At 66.6% G+C, this 15,649-nt stretch carries 14 protein-coding genes, 1 tRNA gene and 1 pseudogene; 7 read left to right on the top strand and 9 right to left on the bottom strand.

Going from position 1 to position 15,649, the window contains the following annotated elements:
* Nucleotides 1-11 precede the first annotated feature (11 nt).
* The 3 genes and pseudogenes from VNM24_06810 to VNM24_06800 all read left to right on the top strand — a co-directional run bounded on the left by VNM24_06810 (nucleotide 12) and on the right by VNM24_06800 (nucleotide 3,694).
* Nucleotides 12-890: pseudogene (locus VNM24_06810) on the top strand (arginase).
* Complete coding sequence (gene rocD / locus VNM24_06805; GenBank protein HWQ38311.1) at nucleotides 870-2,129, top strand: ornithine--oxo-acid transaminase; 1,260 nt, start codon at nucleotides 870-872, stop codon at nucleotides 2,127-2,129. Before VNM24_06810 ends, rocD begins: the two are co-directional and overlap by 21 nt.
* 23 nt (nucleotides 2,130-2,152) lie before the next feature.
* Nucleotides 2,153-3,694: an aldehyde dehydrogenase family protein gene (locus VNM24_06800; protein ID HWQ38310.1), complete on the top strand. Its 1,542-nt coding sequence runs from the start codon at nucleotides 2,153-2,155 to the stop codon at nucleotides 3,692-3,694.
* 21 nt (nucleotides 3,695-3,715) lie between these two features.
* Here VNM24_06800 and VNM24_06795 read toward each other — a convergent pair whose 3' ends face one another.
* From VNM24_06795 to VNM24_06755, 9 genes are all read right to left on the bottom strand, one after another.
* Nucleotides 3,716-4,405, bottom strand: coding sequence for an outer membrane beta-barrel protein (locus VNM24_06795; protein HWQ38309.1), 690 nt, complete (start codon nucleotides 4,403-4,405; stop codon nucleotides 3,716-3,718).
* A gap of 133 nt (nucleotides 4,406-4,538) precedes the next feature.
* Nucleotides 4,539-5,633, bottom strand: a complete 1,095-nt coding sequence (gene ychF, locus VNM24_06790) for a redox-regulated ATPase YchF (GenBank protein HWQ38308.1) — start codon at nucleotides 5,631-5,633, stop codon at nucleotides 4,539-4,541.
* Between the two features lie 82 nt (nucleotides 5,634-5,715).
* Nucleotides 5,716-6,282: an aminoacyl-tRNA hydrolase gene (pth, locus tag VNM24_06785; GenBank protein ID HWQ38307.1), complete on the bottom strand. Its 567-nt coding sequence runs from the start codon at nucleotides 6,280-6,282 to the stop codon at nucleotides 5,716-5,718.
* A gap of 72 nt (nucleotides 6,283-6,354) precedes the next feature.
* Entirely contained in the window at nucleotides 6,355-7,056 is a 702-nt protein-coding gene (locus VNM24_06780) for a 50S ribosomal protein L25/general stress protein Ctc (GenBank protein HWQ38306.1), read from the bottom strand.
* A 95-nt stretch (nucleotides 7,057-7,151) separates the two neighbouring features.
* Nucleotides 7,152-8,102 (bottom strand): ribose-phosphate pyrophosphokinase, encoded by a 951-nt coding sequence (locus tag VNM24_06775; protein ID HWQ38305.1) that lies wholly within the window; start codon nucleotides 8,100-8,102, stop codon nucleotides 7,152-7,154.
* Nucleotides 8,103-8,221: 119 nt separating this feature from the next.
* A tRNA-Gln gene (locus VNM24_06770) sits at nucleotides 8,222-8,298 on the bottom strand.
* A gap of 5 nt (nucleotides 8,299-8,303) precedes the next feature.
* Nucleotides 8,304-9,149: a 4-(cytidine 5'-diphospho)-2-C-methyl-D-erythritol kinase gene (ispE, locus tag VNM24_06765; protein HWQ38304.1), complete on the bottom strand. Its 846-nt coding sequence runs from the start codon at nucleotides 9,147-9,149 to the stop codon at nucleotides 8,304-8,306.
* Entirely contained in the window at nucleotides 9,146-9,715 is a 570-nt protein-coding gene (lolB, locus tag VNM24_06760) for a lipoprotein insertase outer membrane protein LolB (protein ID HWQ38303.1), read from the bottom strand. Before lolB ends, ispE begins: the two co-directional genes overlap by 4 nt.
* An 11-nt stretch (nucleotides 9,716-9,726) precedes the next feature.
* Complete coding sequence (locus tag VNM24_06755; GenBank protein ID HWQ38302.1) at nucleotides 9,727-11,499, bottom strand: tetratricopeptide repeat protein; 1,773 nt, start codon at nucleotides 11,497-11,499, stop codon at nucleotides 9,727-9,729.
* A gap of 224 nt (nucleotides 11,500-11,723) precedes the next feature.
* On the opposite strand from VNM24_06755, the gene VNM24_06750 reads away from it, so the two are divergent.
* Genes VNM24_06750 through VNM24_06735 form a run of 4 tightly spaced genes read left to right on the top strand, consistent with a single transcriptional unit; the run spans nucleotide 11,724 to nucleotide 15,629 of the window.
* On the top strand, nucleotides 11,724-12,695 hold the full coding sequence (locus VNM24_06750; protein HWQ38301.1) for an ATP-binding cassette domain-containing protein: 972 nt from the start codon (nucleotides 11,724-11,726) through the stop codon (nucleotides 12,693-12,695).
* Nucleotides 12,692-13,435, top strand: coding sequence for an ABC transporter permease subunit (locus VNM24_06745; protein HWQ38300.1), 744 nt, complete (start codon nucleotides 12,692-12,694; stop codon nucleotides 13,433-13,435). Before VNM24_06750 ends, VNM24_06745 begins: the two co-directional genes overlap by 4 nt.
* A complete protein-coding gene (locus VNM24_06740) occupies nucleotides 13,432-14,778 on the top strand; it encodes a GldG family protein (protein HWQ38299.1) in 1,347 nt (448 codons plus the stop codon). The genes VNM24_06745 and VNM24_06740 overlap by 4 nt, the downstream gene beginning before the upstream one ends.
* Nucleotides 14,775-15,629, top strand: a complete 855-nt coding sequence (locus VNM24_06735) for a DUF4340 domain-containing protein (GenBank protein HWQ38298.1) — start codon at nucleotides 14,775-14,777, stop codon at nucleotides 15,627-15,629. Before VNM24_06740 ends, VNM24_06735 begins: the two co-directional genes overlap by 4 nt.
* Nucleotides 15,630-15,649: the final 20 nt, after the last annotated feature.

Below are 15,649 nucleotides of genomic sequence, written 5' to 3'. Positions count from 1 at the left end.
AGACCCGGGAGATGAACGATCCCAGGGTTCAAGTCCAGCAGTTTCCCCGAACGATTCACATCATCGGTGTCGCGAGCGGGCTCGGCGCCGCGGATCGCGGCTGCGAATCCGCTCCCGATGCCCTGCGCGCGCTCGACTTGATAGAGCGACTGCGGGCGCGCGGGCGTCGCGTGCGCTGGGTGGAAACGATCCGCCCGTATCGTGACGGCAGTACGCTCGAGGCGGTGGTCGACATCTGCAAGTACCTCGCGCAGCAGGTCGAGTCGGCAGTCCGGCAAGCGGAGCTGCCACTCGTGCTCGGCGGTGACCACAGCTGTGCGATCGGCACGTGGAAGGGCGCGGCCCGCGCGCTGCGCAGCCGCGGGCCGATCGGCCTCCTCTGGATCGACGCGCACATGGATGCTCACACGCCGCACACCACCCCGAGCGGAGCGCTGCACGGCATGCCGCTCGCCTGCCTGCTCGGGCACGGCGACCCGGCGCTCACTGCGATCGCCGGCGGCACTCGCCTTGAACCCGGCCGGGTGTGTCTGATCGGGGTGCGCAGTTTCGAGCCCTCGGAGGCCGCGCTGCTGCAGCGCCTGGGTGTGCGCGTGTTCTTCATGCGCGAGATCCAGGAGCGCGGGCTGGAGGCCGTGATGCGCGACGCGCTGCAGATCGTGCAGTGCGGGACGGTGGGATTTGGCGTGACGCTCGACTTGGACGCGCTGGACCCGGTCGAGGCACCGGCGGTCGGCACGCCGGTTCCCGGCGGATTGTCCGCTGCCGCATTGCGGCCGGCGCTGGCGCGTCTTGCCACGCTGCCAACGCTGCTCGGCGGCGAGATCGTGGAGTACGACCCGCAGCGCGATCGGGAAGGCGTGACAGGCATGCTCGCCGCGAGCCTGGCCGAAGCCCTGCTCGTGGGTGAGGCCGTACCCGCGTTTGCCGAGATCGAGTATCGCTACGGGGCTCACCATTACGATCCGCTACCGCTGGTGCTGGTGCGCGGCGAAGGCGCGTACCTGTGGGACGAGCAGGGGCGGCGTTACCTCGACATGATGAGCGCCTACTCGGCGCTGAGCCATGGGCATTGCCACCCGCGCATCACGCGCGTGCTCGCCGAGCAGGCGCGCACGCTCGCGCTGACTTCGCGCGTCTACTACAACAACCGCCTGCCGCTGTTTCTGCGGCGCCTTTGCGAGATCACCGGACTGCCGATGGCACTTCCGGCCAACACCGGGCTGGAGGCCGTGGAGGCCGCGCTCAAGGCCGCGCGCAAGTGGGCCTACACGGTGAAGGGCGTGGCGCCCGACCGGGCGCAGATCATCGCCTGCGAGGGCAATTTTCACGGACGCTCGATCGCCATCCTGGCGATGTCTTCCGAAGCGCAATACCGCGACGGTTTCGGCCCCTATCCCCTGGGCTTCGAGCTGGTGCCATTCGGCGACGCGGATGCCTTGGAGCGCGCGATCACTCCCGACACCGCAGCATTTCTCGTCGAGCCGATCCAAGGCGAAGGTGGGATCATCGTGCCGCCGCCCGGTTATCTCGCGCGCTGCGCCCGGATCTGCCGCGCGCACAACGTGCTGCTGATCTGCGACGAGGTGCAGACCGGGCTCGGCCGCACCGGCCGGATGCTCGCCTGCGAGCACGAAGGCGTGCGACCGGACGCGGTCATTCTGGGCAAGGCGCTCGGCGGGGGCGTGCTCCCAGTTTCGGCCCTGGTCGGCCGGCGTGACTTGATGGAAGTCTTCCGCCCGGGCGACCATGGCAGTACGTTTGCCGGCAGCCCGCTCGCCGCCGCGGTGGGGCTGGAGGCGCTCAACGTTCTGGTGGAACGCAGGCTCCCCGAGCGCGCCGCCGAGCTGGGCGGCTATTTCATGCGCCGGCTGCAAGAGATCTCGAGCCCGCTCGTGCGCGAAGTGCGCGGCAAGGGCCTGCTGATCGGCGTGGAGATCGACACCGAGCGCGTTCCGGCGCGCGTGCTGTGCGAACGGTTGCTCGAGCGCGGGGTATTGACCAAGGACACGCACGGCCGGGTGCTGCGTTTCACACCGGCGCTCATCATCACGCGCGAACAGATCGACGAAGCGGTCGCGGCGCTGCGCGCGGTGCTGACCGAGCTGGACCAAGCGCCGCCGGCGTAGTGGCCGGCGGCAGGGAGATCGTCATGGACTTTGTGCGTGCGCTCGAAATCGCTCCGCTCAATGCGGCCGCGTATTGCGGCGGCGCCTGGCTCGCTTCCCCGCGCTCGTTCGCTTCGATCAACCCGGCCAGCGGTGAGCCGATCGCCGAGGTCGGGCGCGCCAGTGCGGTCGAACTCGAGCAGGTCATGGCCGCAGCCGTGGAGAGCTTCACGCGCTGGCGCGAGGTGCCGGCGCCCGAACGCGGCGAATGGGTGCGCCGCATCGCCGACGAACTGCGCCATCACAAGGACGCACTCGGCAGCCTGATTTCGCTCGAGACTGGAAAGATCAAGCAGGAAGGCGACGGCGAAGTCCAGGAGATGATCGACATCGCCGACTTCGCGGTCGGGCTCTCGCGCATGCTCTATGGCGTGACCATGCCTTCCGAGCGGCCGCGCCATCGGCTCTGCGAACAATGGCACCCGCTCGGCGTGGTCGGGGTCATCACCGCGTTCAATTTCCCGGCCGCGGTATGGGCCTGGAACGCCTTCATCGCCGCGGTGGCCGGCAATAGCGTGGTATGGAAACCCTCTCCCAAGGCGCCACTCACCGCGGTCGCGATCCAGCGCATCGTCGAGCGCGTGATGCGTGAGTCGGATCATCCTGGCGTTTTCTCGCTGCTGCTCACCGACGAGGACGAAATCGCGCGGCGCCTCGTTGCCGATCACCGGGTGGCACTGTTGTCGTTCACCGGGTCGAGCGCGGTCGGCCGCGAAGTCGCGCAGCTGGTCGCGCAGCGGCTGGGCCGCTGCCTGCTAGAATGCTCCGGCAACAACGCCGTGATCGTCGACGAGACCGCGAACCTCGACCTCGCGGTCAAGGCAGTACTCTTCGGCGCAGTGGGCACCGCCGGCCAGCGTTGCACCAGCACGCGGCGGCTGATCGTGCACCAATCGCGCTTCGACGAGCTGACGCAGCGACTCGCCGCCGCTTATGCTCAGGTGCGCATCGGTGATCCGCTCGATCCGCAAACCCTGATGGGGCCGCTGATCGACGAGCCCGCGCGCGACCGCTTCCGGGGCTCGCTCGCCCGCCTGCGCGAGCTGGGCGGGAAGATCCTGTACGGGGGCGAAGTCCTGGAGCGGCCCGGCTTCTTCGTTCAGCCCACGCTGGCTCTCGCCGAGAACCACTGGGACGTGGTGCAGCAAGAAACCTTCGCGCCGATCCTGTACGTGATGGGGTATCGGGATTTCGAGCAGGCGATCGCGCTCAACAACGCCGCGCCCCAAGGCCTGTCCTCGGCGCTGTTCACCGAGCGCCTGCGCCATGCCGAGCAGTTCCTTTCCGCGCTGGGCAGCGATTGTGGCATCGCCAACATCAATACCGGCACCTCCGGCGCGGAAATCGGTGCCGCTTTCGGGGGCGAAAAGGAAACCGGCGGCGGGCGCGAAGCCGGATCCGACGCCTGGAAGGCCTATATGCGCCGCCAGGCGAATACGATCAACTGGAGCGGCGAACTTCCACTGGCGCAGGGAATCCGCTTCGGCGTCGAGCGACTCGCGGCACCCGTCCGCCAGGGGAGGTAACCGGCAGCCCGCGCACCCGCTTCAGAAGCGGTAGACAACCGAGCCGGTGAAGGAATCGATCTTGATCAACTCGTCGGCCACGACCGGCTCGGGCAGCTTGTAGCGTTCCCACTCGCCGCGAAAGCCCCACGCGGGCGTGAAGTTGTACTGAACGCCCGCGCCAAACTTCACCCGGGTCTTGGTATCGTCCTGATCTTCGTTGCTGGCAAACACCAGCGTGATCGGGTTGCCGTCGAACTTCACGGTGGACTGACCCACGCTCAGACCCACGCGCCCAAGCAGCGTCCATCGGGCGGTCGGCGACCACATGCCCACCGCGTCCAGATAAAGCGCTTTCAGCGAATAGGCCATTTCGAGCGTACCGATGCTGGTCAAGCCCGCCAGATAGTTGTAGTTGACCCGGGCGGTGCCAAGGCGGGTGGCGCCCAATTCGAGCGCCAGAAAATCGAAGAACCGGTAGCCGACAAACAGCTTCGAGCCGGCGAAGCGGTCATCGACCGTAGTGCTGGTGAAAGTCGTCCCACCGGGCGCCGCCAGTGCGCCGATCCCACTGACCACATTGCCCGGAATGGTGCCGTCGTTGCGCGAGATTCCGAGACCGACGTACCAGGGTGAAGCGCCTTGGTTATCCTCTGCGTCCTGCGCCAGAACCGGGCCCATCCATCCGACGGCCAGTAACGCGGCAACTCCCAGTGAAATGTGTTTGCTCACGCAAGTCTCCTTTTAGAAAGAGGGCCTTCAGGCGCGGTCAATGTACCGGAATGCTGCTGTCCTGTAAATTGTTTTTACAGAAGGACTTGCGCAGTGTCTTTAATCCAATCTCTCGCGCGTGTCCCATACCGTTTCAGACGTTGAAGCGGAAATGGATCACGTCGCCGTCCTGCACGACGTATTCCTTGCCTTCCAGCCGCATGCGCCCCGCCTCCTTCGCTCCCTGCTCCCCGCCATAGGCGATAAAGTCTGCGAAGGAAATGACTTCTGCGCGGATGAAGCCGCGTTCGAAATCGGTGTGGATCACGCCTGCTGCCTTGGGCGCGGCGTCGCCCTTGTGGATCGTCCAGGCGCGCACTTCCTTTTCGCCCGCGGTAAAGAAGGTCTGCAAGCCCAGCAGGTCGTAGGCGGCGCGGATCAGGCGGTTAAGCCCCGGCTCCTCCAGTCCGGCATCGGCCAGAAAGACCCGCTTGTCTTCCTCAGGGAGGTCGGCGATCTGCGCTTCCAGCGCGGCGCAGATCGGCACGACCGGAGCGCCTTCGGCATTCCCGCGAGCCAAGACGCGATCGAGCAAAGGGTTGCCGACGAAGCCCCGCTCGCCGACGTTGGCCACGTACATGGCGGGCTTCAAGGTGAGCAGGAACAGGGGTTGCAGCAGCGCACGCTCTTCCCGCGTGAGCGTCAACGCGCGTGCCGGCCGGACCTGATTGAGGGCTCCCTGCACCTTTTCCAGCACGGCGACCAGGCGCTGCGCCTCCTTGTCGCCGCCGGCGCGCGCCACCTTGGCGTACTTCGCCAGCTGCTTCTCCACCGTGGCGAGGTCGGCGAGCGCCAGCTCGGTGTTGATCGTCTCGATGTCGGAGACCGGGTCGATGTTGCCGGTCACGTGCATCACGCTCTGGTCGCTGAAGCAGCGCACCACGTGGGCGATCGCGTCGGTTTCCCGAATGTTGGCGAGAAACTGGTTGCCGAGTCCGGCGCCTTTGGACGCACCTGCCACCAGCCCGGCAATGTCGACGAACTCGACGATGGCCGGGATGACTTTCCGCGGCTTCACGAGGGCCGCCAGCGCCGCAAGACGCCGGTCGGGGACCTCGACGACGCCGACGTTGGGCTCGATGGTGCAGAACGGATAGTTTTCCGCAGCAATTCCGGCTCTGGTCAGCGCATTGAACAGCGTGGACTTGCCGACGTTGGGCAGCCCGACGATTCCGCATTTCAGGCTCATGAGTTCGGGTGAGGAGCAAAGCGTGAGGCGTAAGGCAGCCGGGTCGAAAACGTCCTGCACCTTACGCCCGAGGCTTCTCGCCTCATACCTTGGTGTGTAGACGATGCATCGCGCGCTCGGTATGTCCTTCCAGCAGCAGCGGCCAGACCTCCAGGCTGCGAGCGATCGCGGCTTCGATCTGCTCGGCTTCCTCCTTGCGCGGGGGCGCGAGAACGTAACCAGTCACCAGCGCCCGGTCGCCGGGATGACCGATGCCGATGCGCAGCCGCCAGAAGTCCTGGCCCAGAACCGCGGCAATGTCCTTCAAGCCGTTGTGGCCAGCCACACCGCCGCCTTTCTTGAGTTTCGCCGCGCCCGGCGGCAGGTCCAGCTCGTCGTGAACCACCAGCACGTCTTCCGGCGCGAACTTGTAGAAGTGCGCCAGCGCCTGCACCGCTCGCCCGCTGGCGTTCATGTAGGTCGCTGGCTTGAGCAGCCAGCACTCGCGTCCACCCCGCGCGAGCCGGCCGATCTCGCCGTGGAAGCGCGCTTCCATGCGCAGCGCCACGCGGTCGAGCGCGCAGAGGCGATCGATCCACCAGAATCCCACGTTGTGCCGGGTGGCCGCGTATTGCCGCCCCGGATTGCCGAGTCCCACGACGAGCTTCATTGGATACCCGTCACAAAGAAAAAGCCCGCTGGCCGGATCGCCAACCAGCGGGCCCGCGATGCCGGGAAGCGGTTACTTCTTCTCGCCTTCTTTCTTTTCGCCCTCTTTCTTCTCGCCTGCCGCCGCAGCCGGCGCGGCCGCCGGCGCCGCACCTTCCACCGGAACTTCCGCACCTTCGGCCGGCGCCGCCGTGACCGCTTCGACTTCCTCGATCACCTTGGGTATCTGCACCGTGGCGACCACCGCATCGTCACCGCGCACCAGCTGCACCGACTCCACGCCCTTCGGCAACGTCAGGTCGGAAATGTGCACCGAGTGCCCGAGCTGCAGGGTGGACAGATCGACTTCGATGAACTCCGGCAGGTCATCGGGCAGACAGCTGATCTCGATGTCGCTCATGACGTGCGCGACGATGCCCCCGGCCTTGACCCCAGGCGAGACCTCGGCATTCTTGAAATGCAGCGGAACTTTCATGTGGATCTTCTGGTTGGCCGAGACGCGCTGGAAATCCACGTGCAGCACCTGCGGCTTCCAGGGATGCATCTGTACGCCGCGCAGCAGGACGCGCTCGGTCCGGCCCTCCAGATTCATGTTCAGGATCGACGCGTGAAACGCCTCCTGGCGAAGCTGCAGATAAAGCGCATTGTGGTCGAGTTCGATCACCTGTGCGGGCAGGTCCGCGCCGTAGACGATGCCGGGTACTCGTCCGGCCCGGCGCAGGCGGCGGCTCGCACCCGTTCCCTGCACCGACCGCGGCGCGGCGGTCACTTCGATTTTTGCCATTGCTCTCTCCAGTCAAGTCCGAGCGGCGGCCGCGACCAGCCACCGGTCTTCGAAAAAGGCACGCCGGCAGGCGTGCCGTCGCAGAATCAGTCCATGAACAGTGAGCTCACCGAGTCCTCGTTGCTGATGCGCCGCATGGTCTCGGCCAGCAGTTCGGCGATCGACAGTTGCCGGATGCGCCTGGAGCGTCTCGCCTCCTCGCGCAGCGGAATCGTGTCCGTGACGACCACTTCGTCGAGCACGGAATTCTCGATCCGTTCCACCGCCTTGCCCGACAGCACGGGGTGCGTGCAGTAGGCGAGCACCATCTTCGCGCCCTCTTCCTTCAGCGCCTGCGCGGCCTCGCACAGCGTGTTGGCGGTATCGACCATGTCGTCCATGATCACGCAGGTGCGACCGGCCACCTCGCCGATGATGTTCATCACCGTGGCCACGTTGGGCTTCGGGCGGCGCTTGTCGATGATCGCCAGGTCCGACTCCAAGCGCTTGGCCAGCGCGCGGGCCCTGACCACGCCCCCGACGTCGGGTGACACCACCACCACGTCCTCGTAGTCCTTCTTCCACAGATCGCCCAGCAGGATCGGCGCCGAGTAGATGTTGTCCACCGGGATGTCGAAGAATCCCTGGATCTGGTCGGAGTGCAGGTCCATGGTCAGCAGCCGGTCGACGCCCACCGCCTGCAACATGTTCGCCACGACCTTGGCGCTGATCGCCACGCGCGCCGAGCGCGGCCTGCGATCCTGCCGGGCATAGCCGAAATAGGGAATCGCCGCGGTGATGCGCCCGGCCGAAGAGCGCTTGAGCGCATCCACGATCAGCAGCACCTCCATCAGGCTGTCGTTGGTGGGCGTGCAGGTCGACTGCAGCACGAACGTGTCCTTTCCGCGCACGTTCTCCAGCAACTCGACCATCACCTCGCCGTCGCTGAAGCGACCGACGGTGGCGCGCCCGAGCGGGATGTTCAGATGTCTGACGACGTCCTCGGCAAGCTTCGGATTCGCCGTGCCGGTGAACACCATCAAGCTGTCGTAAGCCATCGCCGAACCTTCGCTGCTAGACGGGCGTCGCCAAAAAAAGCAACACGCCGCGCTGCGGCGTGTTGCGGTCTCCTTCGGTTATGACGCCGCACAAGTGCCGGCGCCGGAACTGTCAAATCTGGCTGGGGAGGAAGGATTCGAACCCTCGAATGGCGGAATCAAAATCCGCTGCCTTAACCAGCTTGGCGACTCCCCAGAATCCTATTCAGCGTCCTCACGATACAGCGGGTGACGCTCTAGCCCTCGCGCGACCATGCCCCGCATGCCGCCGGGCAATTCACCCAGGACTCGCCGCGCTTCGGATTCGGTTTCGAACGCGCTGAAGACACATGCGCCGGAGCCGGTCATCGCTGCGTTTGCGTACTGCCGGAGCCAGACCAGATGGCGGGCGATCTCGGGATGGCGCCGGCACGCGACCGGCTCGAGATCGTTGCGACCCTGGCCCTCCAAAAAGGCCGCTATTGTGATGGCTCGACTGTTGCGTGTCAATTCCGGGTCCGAGAAGATTTCCGCCGTGGAAACCGCGACTTGCGGCTGCAGGACCAGATACCACGCGGGCTTCAGATCGAGCGCCGTGAGGCGCTCGCCAACGCCTTCCGCGAAGGCATTGCGACCGAACACGAACACCGGCACGTCGGCGCCCAGTTGAAGGCCGAGCCGCTGCAACTGGGCGCGCGTCAATCCCAGGCGCCAGAGCCGGTTGAGGGCGAGCAGCACGGTGGCGGCGTCCGAGCTTCCTCCGCCCATGCCTGCGCCAAGCGGTATGCGCTTGTCCACGCGCAGGTCCACGCCGAGCCGGCAGCCGCTGCAAGCCTGCAGCAGTCGCGCGGCGCGCACCGCGAGATCGGCATCCTCCGGCACGCCGGCAAGCTCGGTGATACGGCGCACCACCCCGTCGGTGCGCACCCGAACATGGATCTCGTCGCACAAGTCGATGAAGCGGAACGCCGTCTGCAAGCGGTGGTAGCCGTCGGCGCGGCGCCCGAGCACGTGCAGGAAGAGGTTCAGCTTGGCCGGCGCCGGAAAGCGCCACCATTTCGCGCTCATGGCGCGGGAGCGGCGTGGTGCCAGCGGTCGATCACCAGCTTGAGCTGCAGTTGGCCGTACCGCAGCGCCATCGAAGAGGGCAGGCCGCTGTCGGCGGCGTAGGCCAGATAGGAAATGGTCCATTCGCGCTGCCGCAGGCTCTGCAGGCGATCGCGCGGGTCGCGCCGCGCGTCCTCGATGGGGACATGCGGATCGGGACGCGCGACAACCCAGTGTTGCAGCCCTTCAAGCGGCAGATCCCAGCCCAACACCTCGCGGGTCAGCTCCTGGACATCGCTGGAGCGAAAAGTCGCTTGGTCGGCGGTCGTGAGCACGGCGCCGTTCGCGGCGACAGTAAGCGTCGCCAGCACCGAACCGACCGGAGAATAGAGCCACAGCGCATCGCGGCTGTCGCGGTGCTGCCAGCGCAGCCGCGCGGCGTAGCCGCGGCCTTCCATGCGCACCGCCACCCGCCCGCTCAGCTCGAAATCCCGGATGGCGGCAGTGTCTGCCGGCAGCGGCACGCGAGGCGCCATGGCGCAACCGGCGAGCAGAGCAATCAAGCCGAGCGCGCAGCAGCGTCGCATCGCGCTTGCGCCTACTGTTTGAAGCGACGCATGACCTTGTGCAGTTCTTCGCTGTCCGGATGCTCGGAGAGCGCCTCCCGCCAGATCCTTTCCGCCTCCTCGCGCCGCCCCTGCACCCACAGCACCTCTCCCAAATGGGCGGCGATCTCGGGATCGCGACGCTGCTCGAATGCGCGGCGCAGATACTCGATCCCCTGCTGATGGTTGCCCAGACGGTAGTGCACCCAGCCCAGGCTGTCCAGTATGAAGGGATCGTCGGGCGCAAGTTGCAGCGCCTTCTCGATGTATTCGCGCGCTTCGGTGAGGCGATCGGTGCGATCGGCCAGGGTATAGCCGAGCGCATTCCAGGCTTGGGCATGATCGGGCTTGAGCGCGATCAGCCGGCGCAGGCTGCTCTCGACCACGTCCAGCCGGTCCAGCTTTTCGGCGGCCAGCGCGATGTCGTAGAGCAGGTCGAGGTGATCCGGCTGCTGTTCCAGCGCCTGCCTGAGCACGTCGTAGGAGGCCTGGTACTGCCTGACCTCGCGCAGGACGTGCGCTTCGGCCTGCACGATCTGGATGCGCTGGGTCTCGTTCTGCGGCTTCAGAGCGCGCAGATACTCGCGCGCCTCCGCGACCTTCTGGTCACGCGCGAGCAGCAGCGCGTAGCGGGCGTGCGCGGCGGCGTATTGATCGCCACCCTCCACCGTGCGGTACCAGCGTCCAGCCTCCTCCTTGCGCTTGAGTTCCTCGTTGACCTGGCCAAGCTGGAAGCGCACCGTGTCCGGGTCCTTGTAACCCAGCTCCAGCACTCTGCGCAACTGCAGGTCCGCCGCCTCGTAGTCGCTCATCTGCATCGACAGCAAGGCGACGGTGAAGGCGAGATCGGCGTTGTCGGCATGCGCAGCGAGCAACGTCTGGAACTGCGCGCGTGCTTCCGGATAGCGCTTCTCGGCGATCAGTCCGCGGGCGTAGTTGAGCCGTACCTCCTGCGCCTGGGCGTTCAGCACGAGGAATTCCTTCAGGAAATCGAGCGACTGGCCGCGCGATTCGCGCGCCAGAATCTGCGCGTGCAGCAGGGCTGCCTGTTCCCAGTCCGGCCGCAGACGCAGCGCCTCGCGGCTGGCGGCGAGCGCAGCCTCGTTGCGGTTGGCCGCCTGAGCGGCTTGCGCCAAGACCAACTGGGCCTCGGGCTGCCGGGCATAAGGCTGCACCAGCTCGCGCACCAGCTCGTAGACCGCTGCCTTGTCCGGGTGGCGGCCCAGCACGCCTTGCAGCTGCATCAAGCTCGCGCCTACGTTCTTCTTCTCGGACGCCAGCACTTCGGCCAGCAAGGGTTTGGCGGCCTGCAGGTCGCGCGCGTTGATTAGCAACGTGGCGATGGTCTGGCGCGCCGCAGCGGAGTTTTTCTCGACGTTGAGCCAGATGCGGGCCGCCTGCAAGGCCACGTCGTTGAGCTTGCCCGACAGCGCCACCTCGGTGGCACGCCGCGCCACGCGCGGATCGCGCGTGGTCTTGGCCAGGTCCAGGTAGGCTTGGGCCGCCACCTGCATGTTGCCGCGTTGCGCAGCGATCTCGGCCAGCAGAAACTTGTAGAGCACCTCCTCGTCCAAATTGCGGGCCGGCAGCGCGCTGTCGGCGAAGACACGCCGCGCGCGTTCTTCGAGGCTGCCCTCCTCCGCCTGCGCCGTCCATTGCGCTCCGGAATAGGCCTGGGCGCCGCGCCCGTGCGAAGTCTGGGCGCAGCCCGAACCTGCGGCCGCGGAGCACGCGAGCAAGGCGAGGGAAAGGAGAGGAAGGCGCATCAGAAGGATGCCCGCCGCGCTGCAGGCGACGGCCTCGTCGCGACGCGCGGGAGTTCTTCAATCACCAGCGCAGTTTAGGTATATTTGGCGCCCATCACAAGTGACCCCGTCTTCGCCGGCCGTCCCACGCGACTCACCGCGTGGGGGCGGCGCGGCGGCGCAGTCTTCGACCGAGGGGTCATCGAACAACGAGTCGAGCTTTCCATTCGATGAACGAGGCGAGCATGACCACGTCGGCCGGCTCCGAGGTCACCTTGTCCGCGGCCGGCCTGTCGCGCTATTACGGCGCCAACCGCGCGGTCAGCGACATCACGCTGCAGCTGCGGCGCGGAGAAGTGCTGGGCCTGCTGGGACCCAACGGGGCCGGCAAGACCACCACGATGCAGATGATCACCGGCAACCTGGCGCCCTCGAGCGGCTCGGTGAGCATCTGTGGCATCGACCTCATCGACCGGCCGACGGCGGCAAAGACCCGCGTCGGCTATCTGCCCGAGGTTCCCCCGCTGTACCGCGAGTTGCGCGTGGACGAGTATTTGCGCCTGGCGGGCCGGTTGCACAAGGTGAAGCGCTCGGCCCTGGCGGGCGCGGTGGAGCGCGCCAAGCGTCGTTGTGGCCTCGTCGACATGGGCCGACGCCTGATCGGCTCGCTGTCCAAAGGCTATCAGCAGCGGGTAGGGATCGCGCAGGCGATCATCCATGACCCGGACGTCATCATCCTGGACGAGCCCACCGTAGGGCTCGACCCCAACCAGATCCGCGAAATCCGCGCCCTGATCCGCGAACTGGGCAACGAGCACAGCGTGATCCTGTCGACCCACATTCTCCCGGAAGTGGAAGCGATCTGCGACCGCGTACAGATCCTGCACCGGGGCGAGGTGGTGTTCTCGGACACTATCGGCGCGTTGCGCCAGTTCCGGGGCGGCAACGTGCTGCAGGTGGGTTTGCGCAGACCGCCCGCAGTCCATGAACTTGCCGCCGCGGCCGGCCGCGCGCAAGTCGAGCAGGTCAATGCCCATCTGTTTCGCGTGGTCCCCGCCGACAGCGCCGACCCGACCGAGGCGATCGTGCGCGCGGCGGTCGAGCGCGACTGGGGTCTGTACCAGTTGCTGCCCGCGCAGACCACACTGGAGGAAGTGTTCGTCCAGCTCACCCGGGAGGAGATGAGCGAAGACGCCCTGAACGGAGCCCACGCATGATTCTCACCATCGCGGCCAAGGAGCTGCGATCCATGTTCGCCTCGCCGCTCGCCTGGGTGGTGCTCGCCTTCCTGCAGCTCGTTCTGGCCTGGATCTTTCTCGCCCGCCTTGACTACTTCATGAACATCCAGGCGCAGCTGTCGCGCCTGCCCAACCCGCCGGGCCTCACCGACATTGTGGTCGCACCGGTATTCGGGGTGGCCTCCTTCGTCCTGCTGATGTCGGTGCCGCTGCTGACCATGCGGCTGATCGCCGAGGAGCGGCGCAACCAGACCATGACCCTGCTGATGTCGGCGCCGCTGTCGATGACCGAGATCGTGCTCGGCAAGTTTTTCGCTACCCTGGGTTTTCTCTTCCTGGTGCTGTTGCTCATCCTGGCGATGAGCCTGTCGCTGCTGGCGGGCGGTAAGCTGGATCTGGGGATGGTCGCGGCCAACGCGGTGGGACTGCTGCTGCTCAGCGCGACCTTCGCTGCCATCGGGCTGTTCGTGTCCTGCCTGACCGGCCATCCGGTGGTTGCCGCCGTGCTGTCTCTGGCGGTGTTCCTCGGGCTGTGGATCATCAACATCGCCGCCTCGGATCCGGACAGCCCGCTGCATCTGGTGTCGTTGCTGCGCCACTTCGAGCGTTTCACCAACGGGACCGTCGCGCTGACCGACCTGATCTACTTCGCGCTGCTGATCGCGATGTTTCTCGCATTGTCGATCCGCCGCCTCGACGCCGACCGGATGCAGGCATGAAGATGAGCCGCAAACTGCGCCTCGCCCTGCTGGTGCAGAACAGCCTGTTCGTGGTCCTGCTGGTGGGCATCGTCGGCGTCGTGCTCTACCTCACCAAGGACATCAAGACGCAGTGGGACCTGACCCAGGGCAAGCGCAACACCCTGAGCGAAGCCTCGGCGGACGTGCTGCGCCAGATGCGCGGAGCGGTGAGCGTCACGGCGTTTGCCACCCGCCAGGACACCGAGGGCGATCTGCGCAAGACCATCCAGGATTTCATCGCGCCCTACCAGCGGGTCAAGCATGATTTCTCTCTGTCTTTCGTCGATCCGCGCGAGGAACCCAAGCGCGCGCAGGAGGCGGGCGTACGGCTGAACGGAGAGCTGGTGGTCGAGTACGGCGGGCGCAGGGAGAATCTGACCAATCTGAGTGAGCAGGACCTCACCAACCTGCTCGTGCGGCTGATGCGCTCCAGCGAGCGCATGGTCATGTACCTCGACGGCCACGGCGAGGGCAAGCTCGACGGCCGCGGCAACCTCGACCTGGGCGACTTCGGCAATCAGCTCATCGCCAAGGGATTCAAGATCGGGGCCCTCAACCTGGCCGTGGCGCAGGATGTCCCGGACAACGTGTCGGTGCTGCTAATCGCGGGCCCGCGCGCCGATCTGCTCCCCGGCGAAGTAAACCGCATCAAGCGGCATCTCGAACGCGGCGGCAACCTGCTCTGGCTGATGGATCCGGACTCGCTGCGCGGGATGGGCGCGCTCGCCGAATATCTCGGGCTGGAACTGCTCGACGGGGTAGTGCTCGACCCCCAGGCCGGCGCGATGGGCATGCCCGCCGCGTTTGCGCTGGGCTCGCCGGCGGGCGGGCACCCGATCACCGAGCGCTCGCCGATGATCACGCTGTTTCCTTACGCGCGGCGCGTCGCCGCCCACGCGCAGAGCAAGTTCCGCTTCACGCCGCTGGTGGAAGCTGCCGCGCGCGGCTGGCTGGAGACCGGCGGCCTGACCAACGCCCGCTTCGATGCGAACCGCGACCTGCGCGGGCCGATTGTGGTGGCGGGTGCGCTGGAGCGCGAAGTGGGAGAGCGAAAGCAGCGTGTGGTCGTGGCCGGCAGCGGCCGCTTCCTCTCCAACCAGTACCTCGGCAACGTGGGCAACCTCGACCTGGGCGTCAACATGATCAACTGGCTCGCCGGCGACGACACGTTGATCACGATCCAGCCGCGCGTGCGCGCCGATCTGAACCTGCAACTGCCGTGGCTGGCCACAGTGGCCATCAGTTACGGCTTCCTGGTCATCCTGCCGCTCGGCTTTCTCATGGCCGGCAGCCTGATCTGGTGGCGCCGGCGGCGCGCGTGAAATCGCGGCTGATCGTCAACCTGATCCTGCTCGCGGCGCTGGTCGCGTTGGGGCTCTACGTCTATCTGCGCCCCGAGTCGGAGACGGCGCCGGACAGCGCCATCACGACGCTCAAACGCGAACAGGTCGATCGCATCCGCGTCGAGCGCCGCGGTTCCCCGACCATCGAGCTGGACAAGCGCGGCGGGGAATGGTATCTGCGCGCCCCGTTCAAGACCCGCGCGGACGTTTTCCAGGTCGACCGCCTGCTGGACGTCGCCGCCGCCACCAGCAAGCAGAAACTGCCGCGCACGGATCTCGCGCGCTTCGAGCTGGATCCACCGCGCGTGGTAGTGACGCTGAACGATCAGAGTTTCGCGTTCGGTGCGGTCAACGAAGTCACCAACGAGCAGTACATGGCCTTGGGTGACGCCGTCTACCTGGTGCCGCCGTATCTCGGCTATGGAATTCCCACCGATGCCAGCAAGCTCATCAGCCATCGCCTGCTGGGCCCGGGGGAGGCGCCGTCGGGTTTCGATTTCGGGCGCTGGAAGGCGATCAAGGACGGGCAGGGCAAATGGTCGCTGAGCGGCGCGCTGCCCAGGCAGGATGCGCTTTCGCAGGACGATCTGAACCGCTGGGCCGACGAGTGGAAGATCGTCAGCAGCCTGGCCGCAGAGCCGCATCGCGGCGCGCGCGCGCGCGAACGCGTGTCGGTCAGGCTGGGCGCGGACAAGGCGATCGTGTTCGAGATCCTCGCGCGCGAACCGGAAGTCAGATTGCTGCGCACCGACGAGAACGTGCTCTACAAGCTCGGCGCGGAGGCGGGCCGACGTCTGCTCGACCCCTGGGCGGTAGCCGAGAAGACATGATGCGCCGCGCGGCGTGTCGC

It is taken from the genome of Burkholderiales bacterium (assembly GCA_035560005.1).
GTDB lineage: Bacteria > Pseudomonadota > Gammaproteobacteria > Burkholderiales > Eutrophovitaceae > DASRFY01.
This window is presented reverse-complemented; position numbering and strand designations above follow the sequence as displayed.

Bases quoted from the DNA above. Each gene is read 5' to 3' on its own strand.
- rocD (HWQ38311.1), top strand. From the start codon at position 870: ATGCTCGCCGCGAGCCTGGCCGAAGCCCTGCTCGTGGGTGAGGCCGTA.
- VNM24_06800 (HWQ38310.1), top strand. From the start codon at position 2,153: ATGGACTTTGTGCGTGCGCTCGAAATCGCTCCGCTCAATGCGGCCGCG.
- ychF (HWQ38308.1), bottom strand. From the start codon at position 5,633: ATGAGCCTGAAATGCGGAATCGTCGGGCTGCCCAACGTCGGCAAGTCC.
- pth (HWQ38307.1), bottom strand. From the start codon at position 6,282: ATGAAGCTCGTCGTGGGACTCGGCAATCCGGGGCGGCAATACGCGGCC.
- VNM24_06775 (HWQ38305.1), bottom strand. From the start codon at position 8,102: ATGGCTTACGACAGCTTGATGGTGTTCACCGGCACGGCGAATCCGAAG.
- ispE (HWQ38304.1), bottom strand. From the start codon at position 9,149: ATGAGCGCGAAATGGTGGCGCTTTCCGGCGCCGGCCAAGCTGAACCTC.
- lolB (HWQ38303.1), bottom strand. From the start codon at position 9,715: ATGCGACGCTGCTGCGCGCTCGGCTTGATTGCTCTGCTCGCCGGTTGC.
- VNM24_06755 (HWQ38302.1), bottom strand. From the start codon at position 11,499: ATGCGCCTTCCTCTCCTTTCCCTCGCCTTGCTCGCGTGCTCCGCGGCC.
- VNM24_06750 (HWQ38301.1), top strand. From the start codon at position 11,724: ATGACCACGTCGGCCGGCTCCGAGGTCACCTTGTCCGCGGCCGGCCTG.
- VNM24_06745 (HWQ38300.1), top strand. From the start codon at position 12,692: ATGATTCTCACCATCGCGGCCAAGGAGCTGCGATCCATGTTCGCCTCG.
- VNM24_06740 (HWQ38299.1), top strand. From the start codon at position 13,432: ATGAAGATGAGCCGCAAACTGCGCCTCGCCCTGCTGGTGCAGAACAGC.